The sequence below is a fragment of the Methylobacillus sp. MM3 genome, assembly GCF_001645185.1.
Classification (GTDB): domain Bacteria; phylum Pseudomonadota; class Gammaproteobacteria; order Burkholderiales; family Methylophilaceae; genus MM2.
In genome coordinates this window covers 719,462-746,154 of sequence record NZ_LXTQ01000001.1, presented here as the reverse complement: position 1 = coordinate 746,154, position 26,693 = coordinate 719,462, and the positions used below count along the sequence as shown (strand labels likewise).

The 26,693-nt window shown below is 59.2% G+C and carries 21 protein-coding genes; 17 read left to right on the top strand and 4 right to left on the bottom strand.

The features are described 5' to 3' along the window. Positions 1-124 precede the first annotated feature (124 nt). Both A7976_RS03535 and A7976_RS03530 read left to right on the top strand, forming a co-directional pair. Positions 125-2,284, top strand: coding sequence for a VTT domain-containing protein (locus A7976_RS03535; RefSeq protein WP_067106944.1), 2,160 nt, complete (start codon positions 125-127; stop codon positions 2,282-2,284). Beyond that, entirely contained in the window at positions 2,284-3,033 is a 750-nt protein-coding gene (locus tag A7976_RS03530) for an endonuclease/exonuclease/phosphatase family protein (protein ID WP_082877958.1), read from the top strand. The genes A7976_RS03535 and A7976_RS03530 overlap by 1 nt, the downstream gene beginning before the upstream one ends. Before the next feature lie 59 nt (positions 3,034-3,092). On the opposite strand, the gene A7976_RS03525 is transcribed toward A7976_RS03530, so the two are convergent. The 4 genes from A7976_RS03525 to A7976_RS03510 form a co-directional block, all read right to left on the bottom strand. Continuing rightward, positions 3,093-4,109, bottom strand: a complete 1,017-nt coding sequence (locus A7976_RS03525; protein ID WP_067106941.1) for a GTP-binding protein — start codon at positions 4,107-4,109, stop codon at positions 3,093-3,095. A 126-nt stretch (positions 4,110-4,235) separates the two neighbouring features. Further along, positions 4,236-5,012: a ferredoxin--NADP reductase gene (locus A7976_RS03520; RefSeq protein ID WP_067106938.1), complete on the bottom strand. Its 777-nt coding sequence runs from the start codon at positions 5,010-5,012 to the stop codon at positions 4,236-4,238. A gap of 16 nt (positions 5,013-5,028) precedes the next feature. Next, entirely contained in the window at positions 5,029-5,961 is a 933-nt protein-coding gene (locus A7976_RS03515; RefSeq protein ID WP_067106935.1) for an electron transfer flavoprotein subunit alpha/FixB family protein, read from the bottom strand. Continuing rightward, positions 5,958-6,707 (bottom strand): electron transfer flavoprotein subunit beta/FixA family protein, encoded by a 750-nt coding sequence (locus A7976_RS03510; RefSeq protein WP_067106931.1) that lies wholly within the window; start codon positions 6,705-6,707, stop codon positions 5,958-5,960. Before A7976_RS03510 ends, A7976_RS03515 begins: the two co-directional genes overlap by 4 nt. Before the next feature lie 101 nt (positions 6,708-6,808). Here A7976_RS03510 and A7976_RS03505 point away from each other — a divergent pair, with 101 nt between their 5' ends. The 15 genes from A7976_RS03505 (at position 6,809) to narJ (ending at position 26,683) form a co-directional block, all read left to right on the top strand. Next, positions 6,809-7,735 (top strand): LysR family transcriptional regulator, encoded by a 927-nt coding sequence (locus A7976_RS03505; RefSeq protein WP_067106929.1) that lies wholly within the window; start codon positions 6,809-6,811, stop codon positions 7,733-7,735. Between the two features lie 18 nt (positions 7,736-7,753). Next, positions 7,754-9,412: an electron transfer flavoprotein-ubiquinone oxidoreductase gene (locus tag A7976_RS03500; protein ID WP_067106926.1), complete on the top strand. Its 1,659-nt coding sequence runs from the start codon at positions 7,754-7,756 to the stop codon at positions 9,410-9,412. 128 nt (positions 9,413-9,540) lie between these two features. After that, positions 9,541-9,822: a type II toxin-antitoxin system HicA family toxin gene (locus tag A7976_RS03495; protein ID WP_067106923.1), complete on the top strand. Its 282-nt coding sequence runs from the start codon at positions 9,541-9,543 to the stop codon at positions 9,820-9,822. A gap of 150 nt (positions 9,823-9,972) precedes the next feature. After that, a complete protein-coding gene (locus tag A7976_RS03490; protein WP_067106915.1) occupies positions 9,973-11,886 on the top strand; it encodes a site-specific recombinase in 1,914 nt (637 codons plus the stop codon). An 80-nt stretch (positions 11,887-11,966) separates the two neighbouring features. Further along, entirely contained in the window at positions 11,967-13,889 is a 1,923-nt protein-coding gene (locus A7976_RS03485) for a type IV pili methyl-accepting chemotaxis transducer N-terminal domain-containing protein (protein WP_067106908.1), read from the top strand. Beyond that, complete coding sequence (locus A7976_RS03480) at positions 13,886-14,539, top strand: response regulator transcription factor (RefSeq protein ID WP_067106903.1); 654 nt, start codon at positions 13,886-13,888, stop codon at positions 14,537-14,539. Before A7976_RS03485 ends, A7976_RS03480 begins: the two co-directional genes overlap by 4 nt. Before the next feature lie 45 nt (positions 14,540-14,584). Beyond that, on the top strand, positions 14,585-15,499 hold the full coding sequence (locus tag A7976_RS03475; protein WP_082877957.1) for a DUF3943 domain-containing protein: 915 nt from the start codon (positions 14,585-14,587) through the stop codon (positions 15,497-15,499). Between the two features lie 3 nt (positions 15,500-15,502). Next, complete coding sequence (locus tag A7976_RS03470) at positions 15,503-15,820, top strand: LuxR C-terminal-related transcriptional regulator (protein WP_082877956.1); 318 nt, start codon at positions 15,503-15,505, stop codon at positions 15,818-15,820. A 108-nt stretch (positions 15,821-15,928) separates the two neighbouring features. Continuing rightward, the gene (locus A7976_RS03465) at positions 15,929-16,978 is read left to right on the top strand and encodes a ParA family protein (protein WP_067106893.1); all 1,050 of its coding nucleotides are present in this window, start codon (positions 15,929-15,931) and stop codon (positions 16,976-16,978) included. Continuing rightward, positions 16,971-17,660, top strand: a complete 690-nt coding sequence (locus A7976_RS15050; RefSeq protein WP_131800990.1) for a hypothetical protein — start codon at positions 16,971-16,973, stop codon at positions 17,658-17,660. The genes A7976_RS03465 and A7976_RS15050 overlap by 8 nt, the downstream gene beginning before the upstream one ends. Before the next feature lie 144 nt (positions 17,661-17,804). Further along, a complete protein-coding gene (locus tag A7976_RS03460) occupies positions 17,805-19,073 on the top strand; it encodes a nitrate/nitrite transporter (protein ID WP_067106890.1) in 1,269 nt (422 codons plus the stop codon). 12 nt (positions 19,074-19,085) lie between these two features. Then, entirely contained in the window at positions 19,086-20,696 is a 1,611-nt protein-coding gene (locus tag A7976_RS03455) for an antiporter (protein WP_067106887.1), read from the top strand. 37 nt (positions 20,697-20,733) lie between these two features. Beyond that, positions 20,734-24,489 (top strand): nitrate reductase subunit alpha, encoded by a 3,756-nt coding sequence (locus A7976_RS03450; RefSeq protein WP_067106876.1) that lies wholly within the window; start codon positions 20,734-20,736, stop codon positions 24,487-24,489. A 117-nt stretch (positions 24,490-24,606) separates the two neighbouring features. Then, positions 24,607-26,151 carry a nitrate reductase subunit beta gene (gene narH / locus A7976_RS03445; RefSeq protein WP_067106872.1) on the top strand — a complete coding sequence of 515 codons (1,545 nt, stop codon included), beginning with the start codon at positions 24,607-24,609 and terminating at the stop codon, positions 26,149-26,151. 13 nt (positions 26,152-26,164) lie between these two features. Next, a complete protein-coding gene (narJ, locus tag A7976_RS03440) occupies positions 26,165-26,683 on the top strand; it encodes a nitrate reductase molybdenum cofactor assembly chaperone (protein ID WP_067106869.1) in 519 nt (172 codons plus the stop codon). The last annotated feature ends 10 nt before the right edge of the window (positions 26,684-26,693 follow it).

Genomic DNA, 26,693 nt, shown 5'->3' with positions numbered 1-26,693 from the left:
TTTTCAGCTTTATAAAATCAAAAAGGCCTGACTTCAGGCCTTTTTTAATTCATTTGCCTAATATCCTTCAGAAACCATCGCGGCATTCGAGCGTCGAACAAAAGTTCCTTTCTGGCGCCCGATCATGTCTCTCAGCCATACATCTGCGCATCAGCCCTCCCGCCTTTTGCAGCCTGGTCGCAATTGCTGGCGTATCGAGCATGCTCGGCGTTTCAGCATGCTGGTCGATGCCGAGATTTATTTTCGGACGTTGCGGCAAGCCATTCTCAAGGCCAGGCATAGCGTTTTCATTCTGGGTTGGGATATCGACAGTCAGATACGGCTGGTGCCGCAAGGCGCGAACGACGGCTATCCGGAGCAACTGGGAAATTTTCTGTATGCGGTCGCAGATGCCCGCCCCGACCTGCACATTCATGTGCTGAACTGGGATTTTGCGATGCTGTTTGCGCTGGAGCGCAAATGGCCGGTGACCAGACTGGGCTGGCGTGGACATCATCGGCGATTGATGTTTCATATGGATGAGAAACATCCGGTGGGAGCTTCGCATCACCAAAAAGTCGTGGTTATCGACGATGCGCTGGCATTTGCGGGAGGGCTGGATATCACGCGTTGCCGCTGGGATACCCCCGAGCATGCCTGCGATTCGCCCTTGCGCCGCAGTAGCGACGGCAAGCCTTACGGGCCTTTCCACGATGTGCAGGCCATGATTGACGGTGACGCGGCGCGTGCGCTTGGCGAACTGGCACGCCAGCGCTGGGAGCGTGCGACAGGCCAGGAGCCCAAGGCTGCGTCGGTGAACACGGCGGCCGATTTATGGCCTGAAGACATTGCCCCCGACATCATCGACATTGAAGTTGGCATTGCGCGCACCGAGCCGGCCTATAACGGGCGCGAGGGCGTGTACGAGGTGCGCCAGCTGCATCTCGATGCCATCGCCGCTGCGCGGCAGAGGCTTTTTTTCGAGAATCAGTATTTTACTTCCGATCTGATATGCAACGCCCTGGCGGCGCGCCTGATCGAGGATGACGCGCCGGAAGTCATGATCGTCATGCCAAGAATCCAGAGTGGCTGGCTGGAACAATCCACCATGGGGGTATTGCGGGCACGCGTGCATCGCCGCCTGAAACAGGCCGATGCACGGGGGCGCTACCGGATGTATTGCGCAGAGCTTCCCGGCCTGAACGGCGATAACTGCCTGAATGTGCACAGCAAGGTTTTCACGGTGGACGACGACGTTCTCGGTGTCGGTTCGGCCAATCTCAGCAATCGCTCGATGGCGTTGGATACCGAATGCAAGCTGGTCATTGAAGCGCATGGCAGCAGGCGGGACGAAATCCGCGGTGCGATCGCGCACCTGCGCAGCCGGCTGATGGCCGAGCATCTCGACGTTAAACCGGAACAGGTGGATGCGGAACTTCAGCGGCGCCAAAGCCTGCATGAAACGGTTGCGGCCTTGCAGGGTTCCGCCAGATCATTGCGCGTGCTTGAGCCCGAAGCCACGCCCGAGCTGGATGCGCTGATTCCGGATCAGGCAGTATTGGATCCCGAAAAACCTATCGATCCGGATGCGCTGATCGAGCAATTCGTTCCCAGGGATGACCATAAACCGGTGCCGCGCCGCATGATCGTGTTGGGAGTAACCGCGGTTGCGCTGGCGTTGCTGGCCGTCGCGTGGCGCTCTACGCCGTTGGGTGAAGCAGTCAACCTGGCTGCGCTGATCAAATTGGCACGCAGTCTGGACGCCTTGCCATTCACCCCGCTGGCGGTGATCCTGGGTTACGTCGTTGCCGGAATGCTGATGGTGCCTGTGATGCTGCTGATAGGCGTGACCGGCATCGTGTTCGGGCCGCTGACGGGCGGCTTCTATGCCGCCGGAGGCACGCTGTTGAGCGCGGTCATAAGCTACGGCGTCGGTCGCTGGCTGGGCAGGGATGGCGTGCATCGTTTCATCGGAGCGCGCGTGAGCCGCATTAGCCGCCGTCTCTCCAGGCAAGGCATCGTCGCGATGGTGATCACGCGCCTGCTGCCGGTGGCGCCATTTACCATGGTCAATGTGCTGGCCGGCGCATTGCAGATACGTTTCCGCGATTACCTGATCGGAACCGCCCTGGGCATGGCGCCTGGCATCATTATCACCGTGACTTTCGCCCACCACCTCGCCGAGGCAGTACGCAATCCGAGCCCCGAAGCGATTGCCGTACTGGCTGGCGTGGCAGTGCTGTTGATTGGCACGGCGGTTGGGTTGCAACGCCTGTTCGAGCGCAGGAGCAACGCCCAAACATAATGAATCTGAACGACGCCAATCTGCTGAGTCCTGCCGAAGAGGGCATGACCCCGGACTTTACTCCCTGGCCGGTCACCGTTGCCACGTATAACATCCACAGTGCCATCGGGATGGATGGCCGCTTTGTCCCCGACCGCGTAGGCGAGGTACTGGAGGAAATGCACGCTGACATCATTGCATTGCAGGAAGTGCCGCTCGGCGGCAGCGATTGGCCGGATGTCCTGGAGGTGCTGCAAATGGCGACCGGTTACAACGCGGTGGAGGGCCCGACCCATTGCAATCCGCAACGCCGCTTTGGAAATGCGGTTCTCAGCCGCTATCCCATCATCGCCACACGCAATATCAATCTCGCCTTCGGCCGTTGCGAACCGCGTGGCGCGCTGGATGCAGATATCGATTGCCACGGTCATCCGCTACGCGTGGTTGCCACCCATCTCGGCCTGCGCCCCGGCGAGCGCCGCGCGCAGATACGCACCTTGCTGCACGCTTTCGGCACCAATCAGATGGCGATGATCCTGATGGGCGACATCAACGAATGGCTGACCTGGGGAAGGCCGCTGCGCATGCTGCATCGTCATTTCGAGGAAGCGCCCGCGCCGGCGACATTTCCGGCGCCCTGGCCGGTATTCGCGCTGGACCGCATCTGGATCAGCCCGCGCCGACGGCTGGTACACGTCGATGTGCATGCAACGCCACTGGCGAGAACAGCTTCGGATCATCTTCCCCTGATCGCGCGTATCGACGGCTAGGGCCTGTTGCATGTATCCCGAAGCTTCGCGGCGGAGGATGATATCTCCTGAAACAGGCTCTAAATCTGCATCAGCAGATTGCGGATTTTCTTCTCGTCCAGACCTTTTCCTATGATCACGATGCGCGATTCTGGCTGTTCCTCATTCCAGCCTGCAAGGGGCACGGGCGGGTAGAGCGTATGCTGAACCGCATGGACCGCAAACGGCACCGGGCTTTCTTCCGCATGGATAATGCCTTTCAGGCGGAGCAGGACGGGGCCGTGCTGCTCGCACAGTTTTTCCAGCGCTTTTTCCAGTGCTGCCCAGCGTAATGGCTTGGGCAGGGCGACCGTAAAGCTGGCGATGGCGTCGTTGTGTATTTTTTGCGGCAAGGTGCCGCGCACGGTGTTGGCGCGGTCCGGCGAGCGCAGCCAGCGTTGCGGCTGGGCTTTTTTGCTGTCGGCGTCGAACAGGCCGACGTTGATGATGGATTGCGGGTCGATGTGGCCGAACGTCATGCGATGCTGCGTTGCGCCCGGATTGAGTGTGCTCAAAGCCTGGGTGAGCGCCTCCAGTTGCTCCCGCGTGGCGAGATCGGCTTTCGAAATCAGCAGCACGTCGGCCACGGCCGCCTGCTTGCGCGCTTCGGCATGTTCTTCCAGCTGCGCCAGTCCGTGTACGCCATCCACGACGACAACGACCGCATCGAGACGGTAATTCGTACCGATCAAGGGTTCATTGAGCAGATTTGCCAAGATGGGTCCGGGGTCGGCGAGGCCTGTGGTTTCGATCACCAGTCGGCTGAATTCGGGGATGGCGTGCAAGGCGCGCTTGAAATAAAGGTCGCGCAGGGTGTCGGCGAGTTCGGTGCGCAGCGTGCAGCACAGGCAGCCCGAGCCGAGCAGGACGGTATTGTCGGCGATGTAGGTGTCTTCGACCGTGCGCGCGAGGATGTGGTCCAGCCCGGCCTCGCCGATTTCGTTGATGACCACGGCCGTGTCGTGCATGTCTTCGTGACGCAGCAGCTTGTTGAGCAGCGTGGTCTTGCCGCTGCCGAGAAAACCGGTGAGGAGGGTGATGGGTATGCGTTTGTCCATAGGGACCGCATTCTACCGTCATTTGAGGAAAGCGTTTTCCACCACGGAGGACACAGAGAGCACAGAGAGATTTAGCTTTTGCTCTTCTCCGTGCTCTCCGTGTGCTCTGTGGTGTAAGGTTTTAGCCTACTTCTCCACAAACGCTCGCTCGATCACGTAATCGCCCGGGTCGCCGATGCGCGGCGAAATCTTGAACCCGCGCCGATCCAGCAACGCACTGGTGTCTTCCAGCATTTGCGGGCTGCCGCAGATCATGCCGCGATCCATGGCGGGGTCGAGCGGCGGCAGGCCGATGTCGGTGAACAGCTTGCCGGATTCGATCAGGTCGGTGAGGCGGCCCTGGTTGCGGTATGGCTCGCGCGTCACGGTGGGGTAATAGATCAGCTTGTTGCGGACTTCTTCGCCGAAGAATTCGTTTTGCGGCAATTGGTTGGTGATGAAATCCTCGTAAGCCAGTTCGTTCACGTAGCGCACGCCGTGAATCAGCACGATCTTCTCATAGCGTTCGTAGGCTTCCGGATCCTGGATGAGGCTCATGAACGGCGCCAGGCCGGTGCCCGTCGAGAACAGGTACAGATGCTTGCCCGGCAGCAGGTCGTGCAGCACCAGCGTACCGGTAGGCTTGCGGCTGACCAGCACGTCCTGGCCGACTTCCAGATGCTGCAGGCGCGAGGTCAGCGGGCCGTTGGGCACCTTGATGCTGAAAAATTCCAGATGCTCTTCGTAATTCGGACTGGCGATACTGTAAGCCCGCAGCAGGGGCTTGCCATTCACGTGCAGGCCGATCATCACGAATTGTCCGTTCTCGAAGCGCAAGCCGGGGTCGCGCGTGGTCTTGAAACTGAACAGGGTGTCGTTCCAGTGATGGACGCTTAGTACTTTTTCTGTGGCGAGTGCGCTCATGTCTTGCTTTCGTTTTCTAGTGAATTGCTGCGGTCAGTTTCGGAACCGCGTCGAACAGGTCGGCCACCAGACCGTAATCGGCCACCTGGAAGATTGGCGCGTCTGGATCCTGATTGATGGCGACGACGATCTTGCTGTCCTTCATGCCATAGGTGTGCTGCACTGCGCCGGAGACGCCGACGGCGATGTAGAGATCGGGCGCGACGACCACGCCGGTCTGGCCGACCTGGATATCGTTGGGCGCGTAACCGGCATCCACGGCGGCGCGGGTGGCGCCCAGCGCGGCATCCAGTTTGTCCGCGAGCGGTGTCAGCACGGCGTCGAATTTCTCTGCGCTGCCGAGCGAGCGGCCACCGGAGACGACGATGCGCGCCGAACCCAGCGCCGGGCGGTCCGAATGCTGGTGCGTGCGGCCTATCCAGCGCGATTTGCCGAAGGCGGGCGGGGCGTCGAGTGTGACGATTTCCGCGCTGCCGTCGAGTCCGGCCGCCTTGAAGCGGCTGCTGCGCACGGTGATGATCTGGATCGCTTCGTCGTTCTGCACGGTGGAGTACACGCTGCCGGCATACACCGGGCGAACGTAAGTGTTGCCGGGCAGGATTTCAACCGCGTCGGACACCATCGCCACATCAAGCAGCGCGGCGGCGCGTGGCAATGTGTTGCGTGCATAAGCACCGTGCACGCCAAGAATCACTTGGTAGTCGCGGCCAATGGCAACGAGGATATTGGCGAGATCTTCCGCCAGCGCATGCTCAAGATGCGCGGCATCGACGCGGATCACGCGCGCCACGCCGGAGATTTCCGCCGCAGCCTGCGCAATGACATTCGTGTCGTTCCCTGCGAGGAGCAGATGTACCGGCGTGCCCCAGTGTTGCGCCGCGGTCACGGCATGGTTCACCGCCGGGTTAAGCGCTTTGCCGTCGTGTTCGGCGAGTATCAGTACGCTCATGACAGCATTCCTTCTTCGTGAAGTTTTTCAATCAGTTCCTCGATGCTGCCGACCTTGACGCCGGGCTTGCGCGCGGGCGGTTCGGAGACTTTCACCTGCTTCAGGCGCGGTGCGGTGTCCGTGCTCAGTTCGGCGGCGTTCAGCGTTTCGATGGGTTTCTTTTTCGCCATCATCAGGTTGGGCAGCTTGACGAAGCGCGGGTCGTTGAGGCGCAGGTCGGCGGTCAGCACTGCTGGCAATTTCACGGCGATCTGTTCGGTGCCGCCGTCGATTTCGCGGGTGACGATGGCCTCATCGCCTTCGATATTCAGACTGGAGATAAACGTGCCTTGTCCTGCGCCCAGCAGCGCTGCCAGCATCTGGCCAGCCTGTCCGGCATCGTCGTCGATAGCCTGCTTGCCCAGCAGCACGATATCCGGCTGTTCGCGCTCGACCACGGCTTTCAGCAGCTTGGCGACGCCCAGCGGCTGCAGTTGCGCTTCGGTTTCCACCAGCAGCGCGCGGTCCGCGCCCATGGCCAGTGCGTGGCGCAGCACATCCTGATTGGCGGCGGTGCCGAACGATACCGCGACGATTTCCTTGGCGAGGCCGCGCTCTTTCAGGCGCAGCGCTTCCTCGACGGCGTTTTCGTCGAAGGGGTTGATGCTCATCTTGACCCCGGCGATATCCACATCGGAACCGTCCGGCCTGATGCGCACCTGTATGTTGTGATCCACCACGCGTTTCACCGCGACCAGAATTTTCATGACGACTCTTTCAATAAGGACTGCATTTGCGAAGCATTCTATTCGCCGGTACAATATTTGTTAAATGGATTATTTAGATAATATCTATCTATAAAACAGATATGAAATTCACCGTGAGACAACTTGAAGTCTTTGTCGCCATCGCCCGCAGCGGCAATGTTTCGCGCGCGGCAGAAGAGATCCCGCTGTCGCAGTCGGCCACCAGCACCGCGCTGGGCGAATTCGAGCGGCAATTCGGCTTGCAGTTGTTCGACCGGATGGGGAAGTCATTGCGCCTGAACGAAATCGGGAGGCAATTGCTGCCCCGCGCCGTGGAGCTGCTCGACCGCGCGAACGAGATCGAAGACCTGCTCGAAGGCCGTTCCGGATTCGGCCCGCTCAGCATCGGTGCCACGCTGACCATCGGTAATTACTTGACTACGTTGATCGTCGCGAAGTTCCTGCAATGTCACCCGCAGAGCCAGGTGCAATTGCAGGTGCACAACACCGCCACGATCGTGCAGCAGGTCGCGCGTTACGACCTCGACCTCGGGCTGATCGAAGGCGATTGCAGCCACCCCGATCTCGAAGTGCAGCCATGGATTGCGGACGAGCTGGCGATGTTCTGTTCCCCCAGCCATCCGCTTGCGGGAAAAAAGCGGGTTTCGCTCGAACAGTTGCTGACGGAGCCGTGGATATTACGCGAAAAAGGCTCCGGCACGCGCGAGACCTTCGACCGGGCGATGCACAATCACCATTCGCGGCTGAACATCCGCCTCGAACTGGAACATACCGAAGCGATCAAACGGGCAGTGGAATCCGGCCTTGGCCTCGGCTGCATTTCGCGGCTGGCGCTGAAGGATGCCTTCCGTCGCGGCAGCCTGGTGCCGATAGACACGCCGGCTCTCGACCTGCGACGCTATTTCTATTTTCTCTGGCACAAGCAGAAATACCAGACCGCCGGCATGCGCGAATTCCTGGCGCTTTGCCGGGAAATGACCGAAGGCTTGAGCCGCAGCGACGAAATCGATATTCCACCCATAGCTTGATTTAAAAGTGAGCTGAACATGCAACGCGATGTAATGACCTATGACATCCTGATCGTCGGCGCCGGCCCCGCCGGGCTGGCGGCAGCGATACACCTCAAACAACTGGCGCTGGAATCCGGCAAGGAAATCGGCGTTTGCGTACTGGAAAAAGGCGCGGAAGTCGGCGCGCATATCGTTTCCGGCGCGGTGATCGATCCGGTTGCGCTGGATGAGCTGATCCCGGACTGGGAAGCGCAGGGCGCGCCGCTCAAAACGCGGGTGCAGGAGGATAACTTCCTGATCCTGAATGAAACGGAATCCCGGTCGATCCCTCATTGGCTGTTGCCGCCGCTGATGCGCAACAAGCGCGCCTACATTGCCAGCCTGGGCGACGTGTGCCGCTGGCTGGCTGGCCAAGCCGAAGCGCTGGGCGTGGAAATCTACGCCGGTTTTTCCGCGCAGGAAATGCTGTACGACGAACGCGGCCACGTCATCGGCATCGTCACCGGCGATATGGGCCGCAATGCCCAGGGCGAAGAAACCCCGCAGTTCACGCCGGGCATCGAAATCCATGCGCGTTATACGCTGATTGCGGAAGGCACGCGCGGCTCGCTGACGCGCCAGCTGGAAGAAAAATACGATTTGCGCCGTAACGTCTCGCCGCAGAAATACGGGCTCGGCTTCAAGGAAGTCTGGCGCGTCGCGCCTGAAAATCACCACCCCGGTCGCGTCGAGCACAGCCTGGGCTGGCCGCTGACGGCCGATACCGGCGGCGGTTCCTTTGTTTACCACTATGGCGAAAACCTCGTGGCGGTCGGCTTTGTCGTGCACCTGGATTATGCCAACCCGCACCTCTCGCCGTTCGACGAATTCCAGCGTTTCAAGATGCATCCGACCATGCGCGCATTGCTCGCAGGTGCACAACGTCTCAGCTATGGAGCCCGGGCGATCAGCGAGGGCGGCCTGCAATCCTGGCCAGAGCTGGTGTTCCCCGGTGGCGCATTGATCGGATGCAGCGCGGGCATGGTCAACGTGCCGCGCATCAAGGGCACGCACAACGCGATGAAGTCCGGCATGCTCGCCGCCGAAGCCGCGTTCGAGGCATTTAACGACGAAACGCGCCCGGTATCCGGCGACATGCTGGCCGCCTATCCGCAGAAACTGCGTGCCTCGTGGGTATGGCGCGATCTCGACGCCGTGCGCAACGTCAAACCCTGGCTGTCGCGTCTGGGTACCTGGGGTGGCACCTTGCTGGGCGGTGTTGAAATGTGGCTGGCCGCGTTCGGCATTCGCCTCCCATGGACCTTGCGTCACGCGCAAGCCGACCACGATTGCACGCGTCCGGCCGCCGCCATGCCGGAAATTAGCTATCCCAGGCCCGACGGCGTGGTGACGTTCGACCGCTTGAGTTCGATTGCCCTCAGCAACATCGCACACGACGCCAACCAGCCGTGCCATCTTCTGTTGAAGGACGCGGCCATCCCCATCCGCCTGAACCTGCCGAAATTCGACGCGCCCGAGCAGCGCTATTGCCCGGCTGGCGTGTACGAAATTGTCGGCAGCGGCGAGGAAGCCCGCTTGCAGATCAACGCGCAGAATTGCATCCACTGCAAAACCTGCGATATCAAGGACCCGACGCAGAACATCGTGTGGGTGCCGCCGGAGGGCGGAAGCGGGCCGGTATATTCGTCGATGTAGGCGCTATCGTTGTTTCGACAAGTATTGCCGCAGCGCTACAATGGAGCCTGACGGTCAGCCGCCCGCCGCGTGATCCGAAAAGGCGGGCGCGACCGCGTGAATGTGCACTGTTACGTTCGGGAGCCATCATGAGCCACAAACAAGCCAACCTGTTGCATGCCATTTTCAATGAACCCGTCAGCGCCAATATTCACTGGCGCGAAGTGGAATCCCTGCTCAAGCACCTGGGCGGCCAGGTCGAGCCGTCCCACGGGGCGCGCTTCAAGGTGACGCTGAACGGCGTCACCGATTTTCTGCACCACCCTCACCACAGCAACGAATGCACGCGAGAGCTGATCAAGCATTTGCGGGAGTTTCTTGCGCAAGCGGGGGTGAGTGTTTCGACGTATGAGGCAGAAAAAGGCCAGTAGCAGGGCATGCTTCGATTGCATGCAAGGCTGGGCCCGATTGTTCGCCCATCAAACTAGTCTGCCGGTTGGCTGTCGGAGCATTGCTCGGGCAGAATCCGCCTGCGATAACTATTTCCCCCCATAATAAAAAGAACACACACGGAATCCCTTATGAAACAAACCCAAGCAATCATCGAGCGCCTCGCCGCGCTGGTGGATCGTCTGCGCCCTTCGGCGCCTGACGATATCGCCGGAGCCGAGCGCAACATCCGCGCCGAAGCGGTGCATCTGACGCAGCAGCCGGAACTCGCCGCCGAGTTGGCGGACGATTTTCTGACCCTGCTTTCCTTGCCTTACCAGACGCCTTTCTACGGCGAAATCGGCGTGCGCTCCAGCCTTGGGTTCTGGCTGGAGCTGGCGCAGCGTCTCAGCCAGCGCTTGCTGCCGCCCGCGCCGGATCGCGAGCAGTTGCGCGATGTGGTGGGCCTGGTGTTTCGCAAGGATGACCATGAATGGGTGTCCGCCGTCAGCGACGAGACCTGGGTGACGCTGGCATCGGCATTGCATCTTTCGCATGCGGGCAAGGCGGCGATGACCAATGTGCTGGAAGCCTTGCGCGTGCTTTCCTATCGCTTGAGCGGTTCGGCGGTGGACCGCGAACTGCTGCGCGCCGACGATGCGCTGGAGCGTTACGAATCGCCTTTTCTTGCGCAAAATGCGGCGCTGATCCCCGTGCTTGAGCGCGCCAGAAGCGGCGGGCAGGGCCCCAGCCTTGAAGAAGTGCGCGATATCGACGTTTTGCTCGACCAATGCGACGAAGTATTGGAACGCGTGCGGCGCCGGGCGGGCGAAAACGGCGTCAGCATTCGGCTCACCTACCTGCTGGCGCGCATGCGGCAGTTGATCGCCCGCCTGCGCATGCTGCTTGACCTCACGGCCGCCGAAAATCCGCAGCCGAATGCCGTCCGGCTGATGAAAACGCTGGTGTCCGCGTATCAGAACCAGCATCGCGTCGCCGGTTTCGTCGGCGAAAACGTCAGCCTGATGGCGCGCAACATTACCGACCACGCCAGCCGCCATGGCGAGCATTACATCGCACGCGACCGCTCGGGCTGGTGGGAGATGGCGCGCAGCGCGGCGGGAGGCGGGGTGATCATCGGGATGATGGCGATGATCAAGATTCAGCTGACGCAACTGCATCTGCCGCAACTCACCGAAGGCATCGCCTTCGGCCTCAATTACGGCCTCGGTTTCGTGCTGATTCACCTGCTGGGTTTTACGGTTGCCACCAAGCAGCCCGCGATGACCGCCGCCGCGATTGCCGCGACGCTCGAAGAAAGCAAGCCGCGCGATCTCGACCGCCTGGTCGATCTGGTGCAGGACGTCCTCCGCACGCAATTCATCGCCGTGCTGGGCAACATCGGGCTGGCGCTGCCGGTGGCCTTTCTGCTCGCCTTCGCTTGGCCGTTTATCTTCGGCCATGCGTCCGCTTCCCCTGAAAAGGCGCTGCACCTATTGCAGGACATGCATCCCTGGCACAGCGCCGCACTGTTTTTTGCCGCCGTGGCCGGAGTGGGGCTGTTCCTGTCGGGGCTGGTATCGGGCTATTTCGATAATCAGGCGCGCTATCACCAGTTGGCGACGCGCATCGCCGCGGCGCCGGGTCTGGCACGGCTCGGCAAAAAACGCGCGGCGCGCTTCGGCGACTACATCGATGCCCACTATGGCGCGATTCTCGGCAACCTGTTCTTCGGCATGTATCTCGGTTTGGTTGGCGTGTTCGGCACGTTGACGGGGCTGCCCATCGACATCCGTCACGTTGCCTTCGGCAGTGCGAACCTCGGCATCGCGCTGGATTTGCTGAATGTCTCGGAGTTCGTCGCGCCGCTCGTGTGGGCGGCTGTCGGGGTGATATTGATCGCACTGGTGAATCTGGCGGTGAGTTTTTCGCTGGCGTTGTACGTGGCGATGAAGTCGCGGAGCCTGGGTTCGGGGCAGATATTGCGGCTGGCGGTGATGTTGGCGCAAAGATGGATCAAGTGGCCGCTGAGATTGTTTACGCGTCGCCCGAGCAGCACTGCCTGATTCCTTTGGATTGCCGGAACCGTTCGGAGTAACATAAAGGACTTGCGCGTCCGCGATTCGGGCTTCGAAGGCACTACACGATGAAACTCAAGATCAGCCAGAAAATCACCGGCCTGCTGGTGTTTTATTTTCTTGTGGCGGTGGTGGCCATCGGGTCTACGCTATTCGTCTCCTGGCAGCTCGAAGGCAGCGCGGCGGCGATCAACGATGCCGGCAAGGAGCGCATGCGTTCTTACCGCATTGCATTCCTGCTGGCACAGCAGGTGCGGCAGCCGGAGCTGAACCTGCGGGCCGATATCGAACAGGAAACCCTGCGATTCGAGCGTACCCTGATCGAACTCAAGCACGGCAATCCGCAACGCCCGTTATTTCTTCCCGATGAACCCGAAGTCGCCCGGCAGATGGCCGAATTGCAGGCGGCCTGGCTGGGTGTGATGAAGCCGCGCATTCAGGGCATTCAGGACGCCGCCTCCGTGGCGGAGCAGGTGCGGCTGCTGTCCGAATATCAGATTTCGCTGGAAGGATTCGTCGCGGGCATCAATGATCTGGTGGTGCTGGTGGAGAAGAGCAACGCCCACGCCACCGGCATGTTGCGCTCGTTCCAGATCGGTCTGGTGGTGGTTGCGCTGTTGGGCACCATCCTGCTCGATTACATTTTCTCGCTGCTGCTGGTGCGTCCGGTCAAACGGCTCAACGACGGCTTGCAAAGCATGGGCAAGGCCGATTTCAGTGTACGGCTGCCGGTGTCGGGCGGGGATGAGCTGAGTGAGCTGGCGCAGGGTTTCAACCAGATGGCGGAGAAATTGCAGGATACCTATGCCACGCTGGAGCAGCGCATCGCGGAGAAAACGCACCGGGTCGAAGTCAAGAACCGCGAGTTGGGCACGCTGTATGAAATCGCGGCGTTCCTGAATTCCTCCACGGCTGCCGAGCCGCTATGCGACAGCGTGCTGGAACGCATGATCGCGCTGTTCGGCGCCAGCGGCGGCGTCATCCGCCTGACCGACCCCAAGGGCGAGCAATTGAAAGTGGTTGCCGCGCGCGGCGTGTCGGAGCACTTTCTGGCAGAAGAGACCTATCTCGCGGTCGGCTCCTGCGTGTGCGGCGAAGTGGCGCGCGACGGCATCGCCGTCAGCTCCGACTTCACCGTGCCGACGCCGCGGCCGCTGCTGCATGCCTGCAGCCGCGACAACTTCCGCTCCATCGCGGCGATCCCGATCCGCTCCAAACAGAGCATGCTGGGCCTGCTCAATCTGTTCTTCGAGACCACGCGCATCCTGCCGCCGGGTGAAGTGCGGCTGCTGGAATCGGTGGGCCTGCATCTCGGCACCGCCATTGAAAACCAGCGCCTCATCGCCCGCGAGAAGGAAATGGCGATCTCCGAAGAGCGCAACCTGCTGGCGCAGGAGCTGCACGACAGCATCGCGCAGTCGCTGGCTTTTCTCAATATCCAGGTGCAATTGCTGCATCAGGATCTCAGCGACCAGAAAGTCGCCAACGCCATCGAAGTCGTCGAGCAAATCCGCGAAGGCGTGCAGGAAAGCTACGACGACGTGCGCGAACTGCTGGTGCATTTCCGCACCCGGCTGGACCACGCCGACCTCGATGTCGCCATCGGCAGCGCCCTTGAAAAATTTGAAGGGCAAGTCGGCATCGGCACGCACTACAACCGCGTCGGGCCCAACCTCGATCTACCGCCCGAATCCGTGCTGCAAGTGCTGCACATCCTGCAGGAATCCCTCTCCAACATACGCAAACATTCAAAGGCAACCAAGGTGGAAGTCGAACTGGTATCCGAAGGCGAATGCCGATTAATCGTCAAGGACAACGGACGCGGGTTTGACCCGGAAAGCAGCGCCGGCGACACGCACGTGGGCATCCGCATCATGCGCGAACGCGCGCACCGCATGGGTGGCAAACTCACGCTTGAATCTGCGCCGGGGCAGGGCACGCGCGTCTGCCTTTCGTGGGCCGCCACGCCCATGACCACGGGGGCCGCATGACTCCCATCCGCGTCCTCATCATCGACGATCACAGCCTGTTCCGCAGCGGCATCAAACTGGTGCTGCAACGGCAAAACGATTTCGAACTGGTAGGCGAAGCCGGCAGCGGCCTCGAAGGCGTCAAGGACGCCAAGCGCCTGAGTCCGGATGTCATCCTGCTGGATTTGCACATGCCCGACATGAGCGGCCTCGAAACCATCCCGCTGCTGAAAGACGAAGCCCCCAACGCCCAGATCGTCATGCTCACCGTGTCGGAAGACGCGGAAGACCTGCTCGAAGCCTTGCGCATCGGCGCACGCGGCTACCTGCTGAAAAACATCGATACCGACTTCCTGCTGCAATCCATCCGCCGCGCCGCCGCCGGCGAATCGGTGATGTCGCCGCAAATGGGCGGCAAACTGGCCGACGCGGTGCGCGCGCCAGCCAAGGGCAGCAATGCCACGGACGCCGTCAAACTCACGCCGCGCGAGCGCGAAATCATCGTGAAACTGGCGCGGGGGGATAGCAACAAAGAAATCGCGCGGGAACTCGATTTATCCGAGTCCACCGTCAAGATTCATGTGCAAGGGATATTGCGGAAGCTGAATCTCGCCAGCCGGGTACAGGCGGCGGTTTATGCGGTGGAACACGGGTTGGTAATGGAGAAGTAGCCGGCCCGATCACAATGTCGGGAATAAAAAAGAAGGAGTGCAACAATGACGGTTCACTCTGGCACATTCCGTTCAGGACAAACGATGCGCTGCATCGCGAGCTTCGTCTTTTGCCTGATCTGCGTCGCTCCCGCCGCAGCCGAGAGCGACGACGCGTTCGGACATACCCGCTATGCCGACATGCGCATCGACCGCTCCTCGGTATTCGCCGCCTACCAGGCCGCCCTCGGCGAAACGCCGGATGCGCGGGATGCCGATATGCAACAGTACGGTTACCGCTGGCGGGGATCGCCCCCGGACCAGCCGGACTGGCCGGGTTTACGCCGCGATACCGCCTATTTCGTGGGCTACCAGTTCGTCACCGTCGCCGCACTGTATGCCGCGCCGGAAAGCGTTTCCGGCTGGGATGACGACGAAAAGAGCGACTACAGCTTCAAGAAATGGGGCGACAACGTCACCAACCCGGTGTGGGACGAAGACCGTTGGTGGCTCAATTACGTATTGCATCCCTACTGGGGCGGCGCGTATTACATCCGTGGGCGGGAGCGCGGGTTGGACCGACTCCAGGCGTTCTGGTACTCGGCCCTGCTCTCGACGATGTTCGAATACGGCGCGGAAGCACTGTACGAGCCGGTTTCCATCCAGGATGTCGTGGTCACGCCGGTCGTGGGTTTCCTCGTTGGCGAATACCTGTTTACGCCATGGCGCGAACGCATCCGCGCAAAATCCGGCAATCTCGACTGGTCGGACAAGGCCGCCCTGTTCATTACCGATCCTCTCGGGGTGCTCAATGCAGAAGCGGACCGGATGCTGGGAGTGAAAACAACGATGCAATGGCAGCTGGTCAATAACGTTCGAGCGCCTGCACTTGCCGGCGGAGTGGGGGTCTCGAATCCGCTACCGGGGTATTCTCATGGGGCGGAGCCGGTGTGGGGGATACAGGTTCGTATTAATTGGTAGGGGATGCTTATCTCTGAGCATTGGTGCGTTTGGCTATCTCTTGAGGTAGCATCGATGCTGATGTCTTGTTGCAATCGATCCGCCGCGATAGCGCCGGTTAAGGGCAATGCGGCGGGTAGCCTGAAACTCTCGCCGCGCGAAAAAGAAATCATCGTGAAACTGGCGTGGGGGATAGCAACAAGGAGATCGCGCGGGAACTTGGATTTATCCGAATCCACCGTCAAGATTCATGTACAGGGGATATTGCGGAAGCTGAATCTCGCCAGCCGGGTGCAGGCGGCGGTGTATGCGGTGGAGCATGGGTTGGTGGTGGATAGATAGTTTTGATTTATTATCAGTATGCTAATTATCCTTATAAGATTTTAGCTGTTAGTGTTAGTAATTATAATTACCCTCTAGATTACTGTTAAAAACGTCCGAGGAAAAACTATGGCGGAAACGATTACTTTTTATAACAACAAAGGCGGCGTTTCAAAAACGACAACATTATTTAATGTTGCAGCATATATGGCCAAGATTAAAGGAAAAAAGGTTCTTTTAATCGATGCCGATTCACAATGTAATTTGACAGAGTTATTTTTTGCGCCAGATGACGAATTCTATAGTGATCCGACGTATTCATTGCCAGGTGACAGTCTCTTAGATGTGTTCCGCTCTCGACTTGATGGAGCAGCGGCTAGGATAAACGTCGATGACATCAATATTGCTACATCAGAGATTTACAGTAATCTGGATATTATTCGAGGTGATATTGAATTTAGTGCACAAGCCGAACCCTATTTCGGCTCAGCAATTAATCAAGCAATCACTACCAATGTGAATGAGAAAAATACTTATGTCGCATTTAGAAGATTAGTTAGAGATTTGATCACTCATAAAGGATATGACTATATTTTCATTGACCTTGGGCCTAGCAGCGGCGCTATAACACGAATGGCATTCCTTGCTTCTGATTGTTTTTTCGTTCCAGTAACTCCTGATCGTTTTTGTTATTTGGGAGTGACTACTCTTCCCAAATTAATGGAAGGTTGGATCGAGCATGATCGAGTCGTGCTAAAAACACTAAAGCCATATGGCATTGAAGATGATTACTCGAGTCCTGTATTTTTAGGAGCTATCAATCAGAACTTTCAGATTCATCGCTCACAGATTAAAGAGTCATATCAAAAGTGGGTGCGGAAGATTAGAACGGAAATTAAATCTGGATTACTAAATTCGGAAGTTATTCGAATATCAAAACATTTTAAAACAACACCTGATCCATTTATTTGTTCTATTGAGAATATTGGCCAGTTGGCGCCTGTAGCTCAAATGTTAGGCAAGGCAGTTTTTGATTTAAAACAAGAAGACACTGCACTTGCGTCATCTTCCGGTATTCAATTTTACGGAACTGTTTGGGAGCCTTGGCAAAAGAAAATTAAAACTTACAAAAGTGAAATTGCAAAAATTGCACATTTAATTGAGTCTGAAGATGAATGATTATGTTTATTTTGCATTCATTGATGTTCTCGGCTACAAAAGCTATTTAGAAGAGGATATTCGCAATAATTCGCTAGATTTCAAAGACCGCTTGCAATCTGCTTTTCAAGTCTTTAATGATGTGAATGGAGCGAATTATGGGCATAAATCTATAAGTGACTCCATATTTCTGCATTGCAATGCAGAAGATCCGAATGACTTTTTCAAACTTCTAAAGAAAATATTTGTATCGTTTGTAGAAAAAGAAATTCTGATTAGAGGGGGAGTTTCCTACAATAGACATTTTGAAAATCAACAAATTACATATAGCTTAGCCTTAACAGATGCTTATAAACTAGAATCGTCAGCTGCAATTTTTCCACGAATTTTGATCCACCCATCAATTATCGAGAAATTGCGAAATCATCGACAAGAGGGAGGAGCGTTTTTGGATGATATTGTTGCAGCAAACTTGTTGCTTCAGGACGGCAATGCGACACAACTCCATGTACTCGATGATGAAAACTGGACTCGAGTTTATAAAGGTTGCAAACAAATTTATGAAAAATCTAAATCACTTATTGATGCTGATTGTCAATTACGTTTAAAGCATGTTTGGCTACAAAATTATTTATTTAAATTCAAACCAAAAAATAAGCATAATTCAAAATATATAGCGGAATTTTCTGAGTTCACAATTTAGAATTCCTCCGTGCCTTACATTTTTATTTCACCTAGTTCCAAAGAACTAGTTCTTCTGCCTCACCCCACCTAGTCTTCCGACGAATACCCCCGCCTTCAGTGCGGGACTAACCTTCTCCCATGCATCAATCCGGGGAGAAGGCTCATGGCGACACAAAAGCATAAAGCTTGGTCTGTAGTAGGCGCGAGCACCGTTTCGTTCACGGTGTGCTTCATGGTTTGGATGATGTTTGCGGTGATCGGCATTCCGATCAAGACGACGCTGGGGCTTAACGAGACCCAGTTCGGCATTCTGGTGGCAATGCCGGTGTTGACCGGTTCGCTGATCCGGCTGCCGCTGGGCATGCTGACCGACAAGTTCGGCGGGCGCATCGTTTTCTTTACCTTGATGGTGTCCACCATCATTCCCATCTGGTTCATTTCTTCCGGCACACAATACTGGCATTACCTGGTGATGGGGCTGTTCGTCGGGGTGGCGGGCGGTTCGTTTACCGTGGGCATTTCTTATTGTGCGCGGTGGTTTCCCAAGAACCAGCAGGGGCTGGCGATGGGCATCTTTGGCGCAGGCAATGCGGGTGCCGCGCTGACCAAGCTGATCGCGCCCAGCATTGTGGTGGCGTTCGGCTGGGCGATGGTGCCCAAGGTGTATGCGGTGATGATGACTGTCACCGCGGTGCTGTTCTGGCTGTTTACCTACGACGACCCTTCGCACAAGGTGAGCAAGAGCGTCACCGTGGCCGAGCAGCTGGCTGCGCTGAAAGACCCGAAAGTCTGGAAGTACTGCCAGTACTACTCGATTGTGTTCGGCGGCTATGTGGCGCTGTCGCTGTGGATGACCAAGTACTACATCACCGAATACAGCTTCGATATCAAGACCGCTGCGCTGCTGGCGGCGTGTTTCTCTTTGCCGGGCGGGGTGTTGCGCGCCATCGGCGGTTATTACTCCGATAAATTCGGCGCACATACCGTGACCTGGTGGGTGCTGTGGGTCTCGATGATCTGCCTGTTCTTCCTCTCTTATCCGCAAACGCAGGTCAGCATACTCACGATCAACGGCCCGCAAATCTTCCATGTCGGCCTCAATTCGACGGTGTTCACCGTGGTGATGTTCACGCTGGGCATCGCCTTCGCCGTGGGCAAGGCTTCGGTCTTCAAGTACATCGCGGACGACTATCCGCACAACATCGGCGTGATTTCAGGCGTGGTGGGGCTGGTCGGCGGCATGGGCGGTTTCATCCTGCCCATCATGTTCGGCGCGCTGGTGGACCTCACCGGGGTGCGTTCCTCGGCCTTCATGCTGATGTTCGGCGTCGTCTGGGTATCGCTGTTGTGGATGTACTGGACGGAGGTGCGGCCGGTCAAGCTGGGCCGCCACAACCAGCGCCAGGTTGCGCGTCAAGCCACGATTATTTAAGGGGATCAATCAATGTCTGCCAATATCAAGGAGTGGAACGTCGAGGATGAGACGTTCTGGGAATCCACCGCCAAGCGGGTCGCCTACCGCAATCTGTGGATATCGGTGCCGGCGCTGCTGTGCGGATTCGCCATCTGGCTGATGTGGGGCATCATCACTGTGCAGATGCACAACCTCGGCTTTCCGTTCACGAAGGACGAGTTGTTCACGCTGACCGCGATTTCCGGGCTGGCGGGGGCGACGATGCGCATTCCGTCTTCGTTCTTCATCCGCCTGGCCGGCGGGCGCAACACGATTTTCCTCACCACCGCGATGCTGCTTTCTCCGGCCATTGGCACCGGCATTGCGCTGCAGCATCCGGAATGGCCGCTGTGGGTGTTCCAGCTGATGGCGCTGTGGTCTGGCGTGGGCGGCGGCAATTTTGCCAGCTCGATGAGCAATATCAGCACGTTCTTCCCCAAGCGTTTGCAGGGCACGGCGCTGGGCCTGAACGCGGGCCTCGGCAACTTCGGCGTGACGACGATGCAGATTCTGATCCCGCTGGTGATGACGGTGGGCATTTTCGGCGCCATCGGCGGCGAGGCAAAGGCGCTGGTCGAAGCCAGCGGCTGGATTCTCGGCAAGATTCCCGCAGGCACGCCGACCTTCATCCAGAACGCCGGTTTCGCCTGGGCGCTGTCGCTGATTCCGCTCGGCGCGCTCTGCTGGTTCGGCATGAATAACCTGCTGTCGATCTCGTCCAACATCGGCGGCACGATCATCGCCTTCCTGAAGATCACCTGGCTGTACACGCTGGCTTTTATTCCGGCGATTGTCGGCCTCTACCTCTATCTGCCGGCGCCGACCGGGGTGGGTGTGCTCAGCATGTGGGTGGCGCTGCCGCTGGTGATGGTGAGCACGCTGCTGCTGATGAAGGCTGCCGCCTTCGGCACGATGAAGGAAAACATCAGCAAGCAGTTCGCGATTTTCAAGAACAAGCACACCTGGTCGATGACCGCGCTGTACCTGGTGACCTTCGGCTCCTTCATCGGTTTTTCGATGGCGCTGCCGCTCTCCATCACCATCATTTTCGGCGACAAGCACATCTACGACGCAGTCAGCCAGACCTGGGCGCACGTCAAGAATCCCGCCGCGCCTTCCGCACTCACTTACGCCTGGATCGGCCCCTTCGTCGGCGCGCTGATTCGCCCGCTGGGCGGCTGGATTTCGGACAAGGTGGGCGGCTCCATCGTCACGCAGATGATTTCGGCGGTGATGGTGCTGGCCTCGGCCTATGCCGGTTTCGTGATGATGCAGGCTTACCAGTCCGCTACTCCTGAAATCTACTTCACGCAGTTCCTGGTGGTGTTCGTGATCCTGTTTGCAGCGACCGGCATCGGCAACGGCTCCACTTTCCGCACCGTAGGCGTCATTTTTGACCGTGTGCAGGCCGGCCCCGTCCTCGGCTGGACTTCAGCAGTAGCCGCCTACGGTTCTTTTATCGCCCCCGAAGTCATCAAGGGCCAGATCAAGGCCGGCACGCCTGAGCTGGCGATGTACGGCTTTGCCGTGTTCTACGCGCTGTGCCTGGTACTCAACTGGTGGTTCTACCTGCGCCCCGGCGCCGAAATCCGCAATCCGTAATGGCTGGCTACACACGAATTCAACAGGAGCAAATAACATGAGTCACTTTCTCGATCGTCTGAAATTCTTCGACAAGGTCAAGGAGACCTTCTCCAACGGGCACGGCATCGTCACCAACGAAGACCGTCAGTGGGAAGACGCCTACCGCCACCGCTGGCAGCACGACAAGGTGGTGCGTTCCACCCACGGCGTGAACTGCACCGGCGGCTGCTCCTGGAAGATCTTCGTGAAGAACGGCCTGGTGTCGTTCGAGATGCAGCAGACCGACTACCCGCGCACCCGCGACGACCTGCCCGACCATGAGCCGCGCGGCTGCCAGCGCGGCGCCTCGTTCTCCTGGTATCTGTACAGCCCGCACCGCATCAAGCACCCGATGATACGCGGCCGCCTGCTCGACCTGTACCGCGCCGAGCGCAAGAGCGGAAAAGACCCGGTGGAAGCCTGGGCCGCAATCCAGGCCGACGAGAAGAAGCGCAAGCAGTACACGGCGGTGCGCGGCCTCGGCGGTTTTGTCCGCACCAGCTGGGAAGAAGTGACCGAGATCATCGCCGCTGCCAACGTGCACACCATCAACAAGTGGGGTCCGGACCGCATTTACGGCTTCTCGCCTATCCCCGCGATGTCGATGATTTCCTACGCGGCAGGCTCGCGCTATCTGTCGATGATCGGCGGTGCCTGCGGTTCTTTTTACGACTGGTACTGTGATTTGCCCGCTGCCAGCCCGCAGACCTGGGGCGAGCAGACCGACGTGCCGGAATCGGCCGACTGGTACAACTCGACCTACATCATCATCACCGGCGCCAACCTGCCGATGACCCGCACGCCGGACGCGCACTTTGCCTCTGAAGTTCGCTATAAAGGCGCCAAGATCGTCGCGATGGCGCCGGACTATGCCGAGTTCTGCAAGTTCTCCGACCTGTGGATGCCGATCCGCCAGGGCACCGACTCCGCCGCCTTCCTGGCGATGGGGCACGTCGCGCTGAAGGAATACTACATCGACCGGCAGGACCCGTATTTCCAGGAATATGCCCGCAAGTACACCGACCTGCCGATGCAGGTGATGCTGCGCCAACATGGTGACGCCTGGGTATCCGACCGCTTCCTGCGCGCTTCCGATTTCGATGGCGCGCTGGGCGAAACCAACAATCCGGACTGGAAGACGATTGTGTACGACGAGGCCAGCCGCTCCTTCGTTGCGCCCAACGGCTCCATCGGTTTCCGCTGGGGCGAGGACGGCAAGTGGAACCTGCTGCCGAAGAACGCCGCCACCCAGGCCGAAATCGTCGCCGAGCTCTCCTGCATCGGCGATCACGCCGAAGTGGCGTCGGTCGGCTTCCCGCATTTCAACCAGGATGAAGACGAACTGCTGTTCCGCAACGTGCCGGTACGCAAGGTGAAACTGGCCAGCGGCGAGGAAGCGCTGGTCGCCTCGGTGTTCGATTTGCAGGTGGCGCAGTACGGCATCGACCGCGGTTTGGGCGGCGGCAACGTGGCGCAATCCTATGCGGATGCCGATGTCGCCTACACCCCGGCCTGGGCCGAAAAGGTCACCGGGGTGAAGGCCGCCGACATCGAGCGCACCGGCCGCGAATTCGCCTACAACGCCTCCAAGACCAAGGGCAAGTCCATGGTGATCATGGGCGCCGCGATCAATCACTGGTACCACAACGACCTGGCTTATCGCTCGATCATGAACCTGCTGCACATGTGCGGCTGCGTCGGCCAGACCGGCGGCGGCTGGGCGCACTACGTGGGCCAGGAAAAACTGCGGCCGCAGGCGGGTTGGGCGCCGATCGCGTTCGGCCTCGACTGGCAGCGTCCGCCGCGTCACATGAATTCCACCTCGTACTGGTATTTCCATACCGACCAATGGCGCTACGAGACGGTGAAGGCCGACGACCTGCTGTCCCCGGCGGGCAAGGGCAAGTACAAAGGCTATTCGCTGGCCGACTACAACGTCGCCGCCACGCGCATGGGCTGGCTGCCTTCCATGCCGCACTGGAATGCGAATCCGCTGAACCTGGTGGCCGAGGCCGAAAAAGCCGGCGCGACCGATGAAGCCGGCATCGCGCAGCATGTGGTCGACAAGCTTCAGAACGGCGAACTGGATGTCTCCTTCGCCGACGTCGATAACCCGGTCAACTGGCCGCGCAACCTGATCGTCTGGCGCGCCAACCTGATCGGCACTTCCGCCAAGGGCCACGAGTATTTCCTCAAGCACCTGCTGGGCGCGCAGAACGGCGTGCTGCAGGAAGGGGGCGCCGGTCGCGACAACCAGGAAGTGAAGTGGCACGAGAATGCACCGACGGCCAAGCTGGACCTGATGGTGGACATCAACTTCCGCCTCAATTCCACTGGCGCGTATTCCGACATCATCCTGCCGACCGCGACCTGGTATGAGAAGAACGACCTCAACACCACCGACATGCATCCCTTCATCCACCCGCTGTCGGAAGCGGTCAGCCCAGGCTGGGAATCCAAGTCCGACTGGCAGATTTTCAAGTCCATCGCCAAGGCGTTCTCGACGCTGGCCGAAAAGCATCTCGGCACCAAGAAGGATCTCGTCGCATTGCCGATGCAGCACGACTCGGCCGCCGAGCTGGCGCAGCCTTTCGGCTATGTGACCGACTGGAAGAAGGAAGGCATCGCGCCGGTGCCCGGCAAGACCATGCCTATCCTCAAGGTGGTGGAGCGCGACTACGCCAACACCTACAAGAAGTTCATCGCGCTCGGCCCGCTGATGACCAAGCTCGGCAACAACATCAAGGGCATCGACTGGAACACCGAGCAGGAGTACGAAGAGCTCAAGAAGTGCAACTACACGGTGAAGGAGCCGGGCATTTCCTTCGGCATGCCGTCGCTGGAAGAGGACATCGGCGTGTGCGATGCGGTGATGCGCATGGCGCCGGAGACCAACGGCGAAGTGGCGCACAAGTCGTGGAGCGCGCTCTCGAAGAAGACCGGTATCGACCACCATCACCTGTATGCCGGACGCCACGAGGACAAGATCACCTTCAAGGATATCCAGGCCCAGCCGCGCAAGATCATCACCGCGCCGACCTGGTCCGGCATCGAGTCGGAAACGGTGTCGTACACCGCCGGTTACACCAACATCCACGAGCACATCCCGTTCCGCACGCTGACCGGCCGCGCGCACTTCTATCAGGATCACGAGTGGATGCTGGATTTCGGCGAGGGCTTCTGCGCCTATCGCGGCCCGCTGGACATGAAGGCGCAGAACACCGTGCCGGCTGCGGTCCGTGCCAAGCCGCACCTGGTGCTCTCCTGGATCACGCCGCACTCCAAGTGGGGCATCCACTCCTCGTACCAGGACACCCTGCGCATGCTGACGCTGTTCCGCGGCGGCCCGTATGTGTGGCTCTCCGAAACCGATGCGCAATCCATCGGCATCCAGGACAACGACTGGGTGGAAGCGGTCAACGCCAACGGCGCGACCATGGCCCGCGCGGTGGTTTCGCAGCGCGTGCCGCGCGGCATGGCGATGATGTACCACGCGCAGGAAAAGAACGTGAATGTGCCGGGCTCGGTATCCACCAACAAGCGGGGCGGCATTCTCAACTCGGTGACCCGCGTGATCGTCAAGCCGACCAACATGATCGGCGGCTACGCGCAGCTTTCGTACAGCTTCAACTACTACGGCACGGTGGGTTGCCAGCGTGACGAGCAGGTGGTGCTGCACAAGGTGGAAGACCAGGACATCGACTGGCTGGAACGCGAACTGACGCCGGAACGCGAAGCGCAACTCAACCCCGTCGGCGTCGGATCCCGCTGAGATGAAGAGCCTGAACCGCAGGGAACACGGAGTACACGGAGAGATGCTTGATGGTCTTCGTGTTTTTCTCCGTGCGCTCTGTGTGCTCGGTGGTTAAAGATTTTTAGGAGATACACCATGAAAGTACGCGCACAATTCGCCTTTGTCTTCAATCTGGACAAGTGCATCGGCTGCCATACCTGCTCGGTGACGTGCAAGAACGTCTGGACCAACCGCAAGGGCGTGGAATACGCCTGGTTCAACAACGTCGAGTCCAAGCCCGGCGTCGGCTATCCCAAGCAGTGGGAAGACCAGGACAAGTGGAACGGCGGCTGGGAGCTGAAGAACGGCAAGCTGGAGCTGAAATCCGGCAGCCGGAGCTCCAAGCTGATGAACATCTTCGCCAACCCGGACCTGCCGGAGATCGACGACTACTACGAGCCGTTCACCTACAACTACGCCCGTCTGCAGAACGCGCCGCTATCGGAAGCCGCGCCGACCGCGCGCCCGCTGTCGCAGATCACCGGCGAGACGATGGAAAAGATCACCTGGGGCCCGAACTGGGAAGACGACCTGGCAGGTGAGTATTCCAAGCGCAGCAAAGACCAGAACATGCACAACATCCAGAAGGAGATGTATGGGCAGTTCGAGAACACCTTCCACATGTATCTGCCGCGCATCTGCAACCACTGCCTCAACCCGGCCTGCGTCGCCGCCTGCCCCTCCGGCTCGATGTACAAGCGCGAGGAAGACGGCATCGTGCTGGTGGACCAGGACAAGTGCCGCGGCTGGCGCATGTGCGTCAGCTCCTGCCCGTACAAGAAGGTGTTCTACAACTGGGAATCGGGCAAGGCCGAAAAGTGCGTCGGCTGCTATCCGCGCGTGGAATCCGGCATGCCGACGGTGTGCTCCGAATCCTGCGTCGGCCGCATCCGCTACAACGGCATCATGCTGTACGACGCCGACCGCATCGAGGAACTGGCCAGCACCGAGAACGAGCAGGATCTCTACGAAGCCCAGTGCAATATCTTCCTCGACCCGAACGACCCGGAAGTGATCGCCGCGGCCCGCGCCGAGGGCATCAACGAGGACTGGATCATCGCCGCGCAGAAATCGCCGATCTACAAGATGGCGATCGAGTGGAAGATCGCCTTCCCGATGCACCCGGAATTCCGCACGCTGCCGATGGTGTGGTACGTGCCGCCGCTTTCTCCGGTGCAGTCGCAGATCGACCAGGGCAACCTGCCGGTCGGCCCGGACGGCGCGATTCCGCTGGCGGGCTCGATGCGCCTGCCGGTGCAGTACCTCGCCAACCTGCTGACCGCAGGCAAGGAAGAGCCCATCATCAGCGCGCTCAACCGCATGATCGCGATGCGCAGCTACCAGCGCTCCGTGCATGTGGAAGGCAAGGCCGACACCCGTGCGCTTGAGAAGGCGGGCATCACCGAGGAAATGGCGCTGGAAATGTACCGCTACCTCGCCATCGCCAACTACGAAGACCGTTTCGTGATCCCGACCGGCCACGCGGAAGTGACGCTGGACGACTTCCACGGCTTCCAGGGCCAGAACGGCTTCACTTTCGGCAACGATACTTCGGCGGGCGTCAGCAAGATCACGCTGTTCCCGCGCCGCCGCAAGGAATCGATGGAGCCGAAGGAACTGGCGCCTTCCGCAGACGAGTAATCAGGAGAACATCATGCAAATCTACAAACTGCTTTCCGTACTGCTGGAATACCCCGAGCAGGAGCTGATCGACCACTTGCCCGAGTTGCCGGAACGCCTCGCCGAATGCACCGACATCGACGATGCGGAACGGGCCGCACTGTGCGAATTCATCGACCACCTCGCGAGCAAGCCGCTGACCGCGTTGCAGGAAGACTACGTGCAGACCTTCGACATGACGGCCGAGCATAGCCTGCACCTGACGCATCATCTGTTCGGTGACGACAAGAACCGTGGGCCCGCGCTGATCGATCTGGGCGAGCTGTACAAGGATTACGGCGTGGAGGTGCAGGGTAACGAACTGCCGGACTACCTGCCGCTGATCCTGGAATTCGCCGCCTATCTGGACGACAACGAGGCGATGGTCTTTCTCTCGGACGCCAACAAGGTGTTCAAGGTGCTGACCGACAACCTGAACAAAGCCGGCAGCCCGTATGCGGCGCTGCTTTCCATCGTCGAGGGGCGGGCGACGCTGACGCGCCTTGCCGCCTGAGGAGAACCAT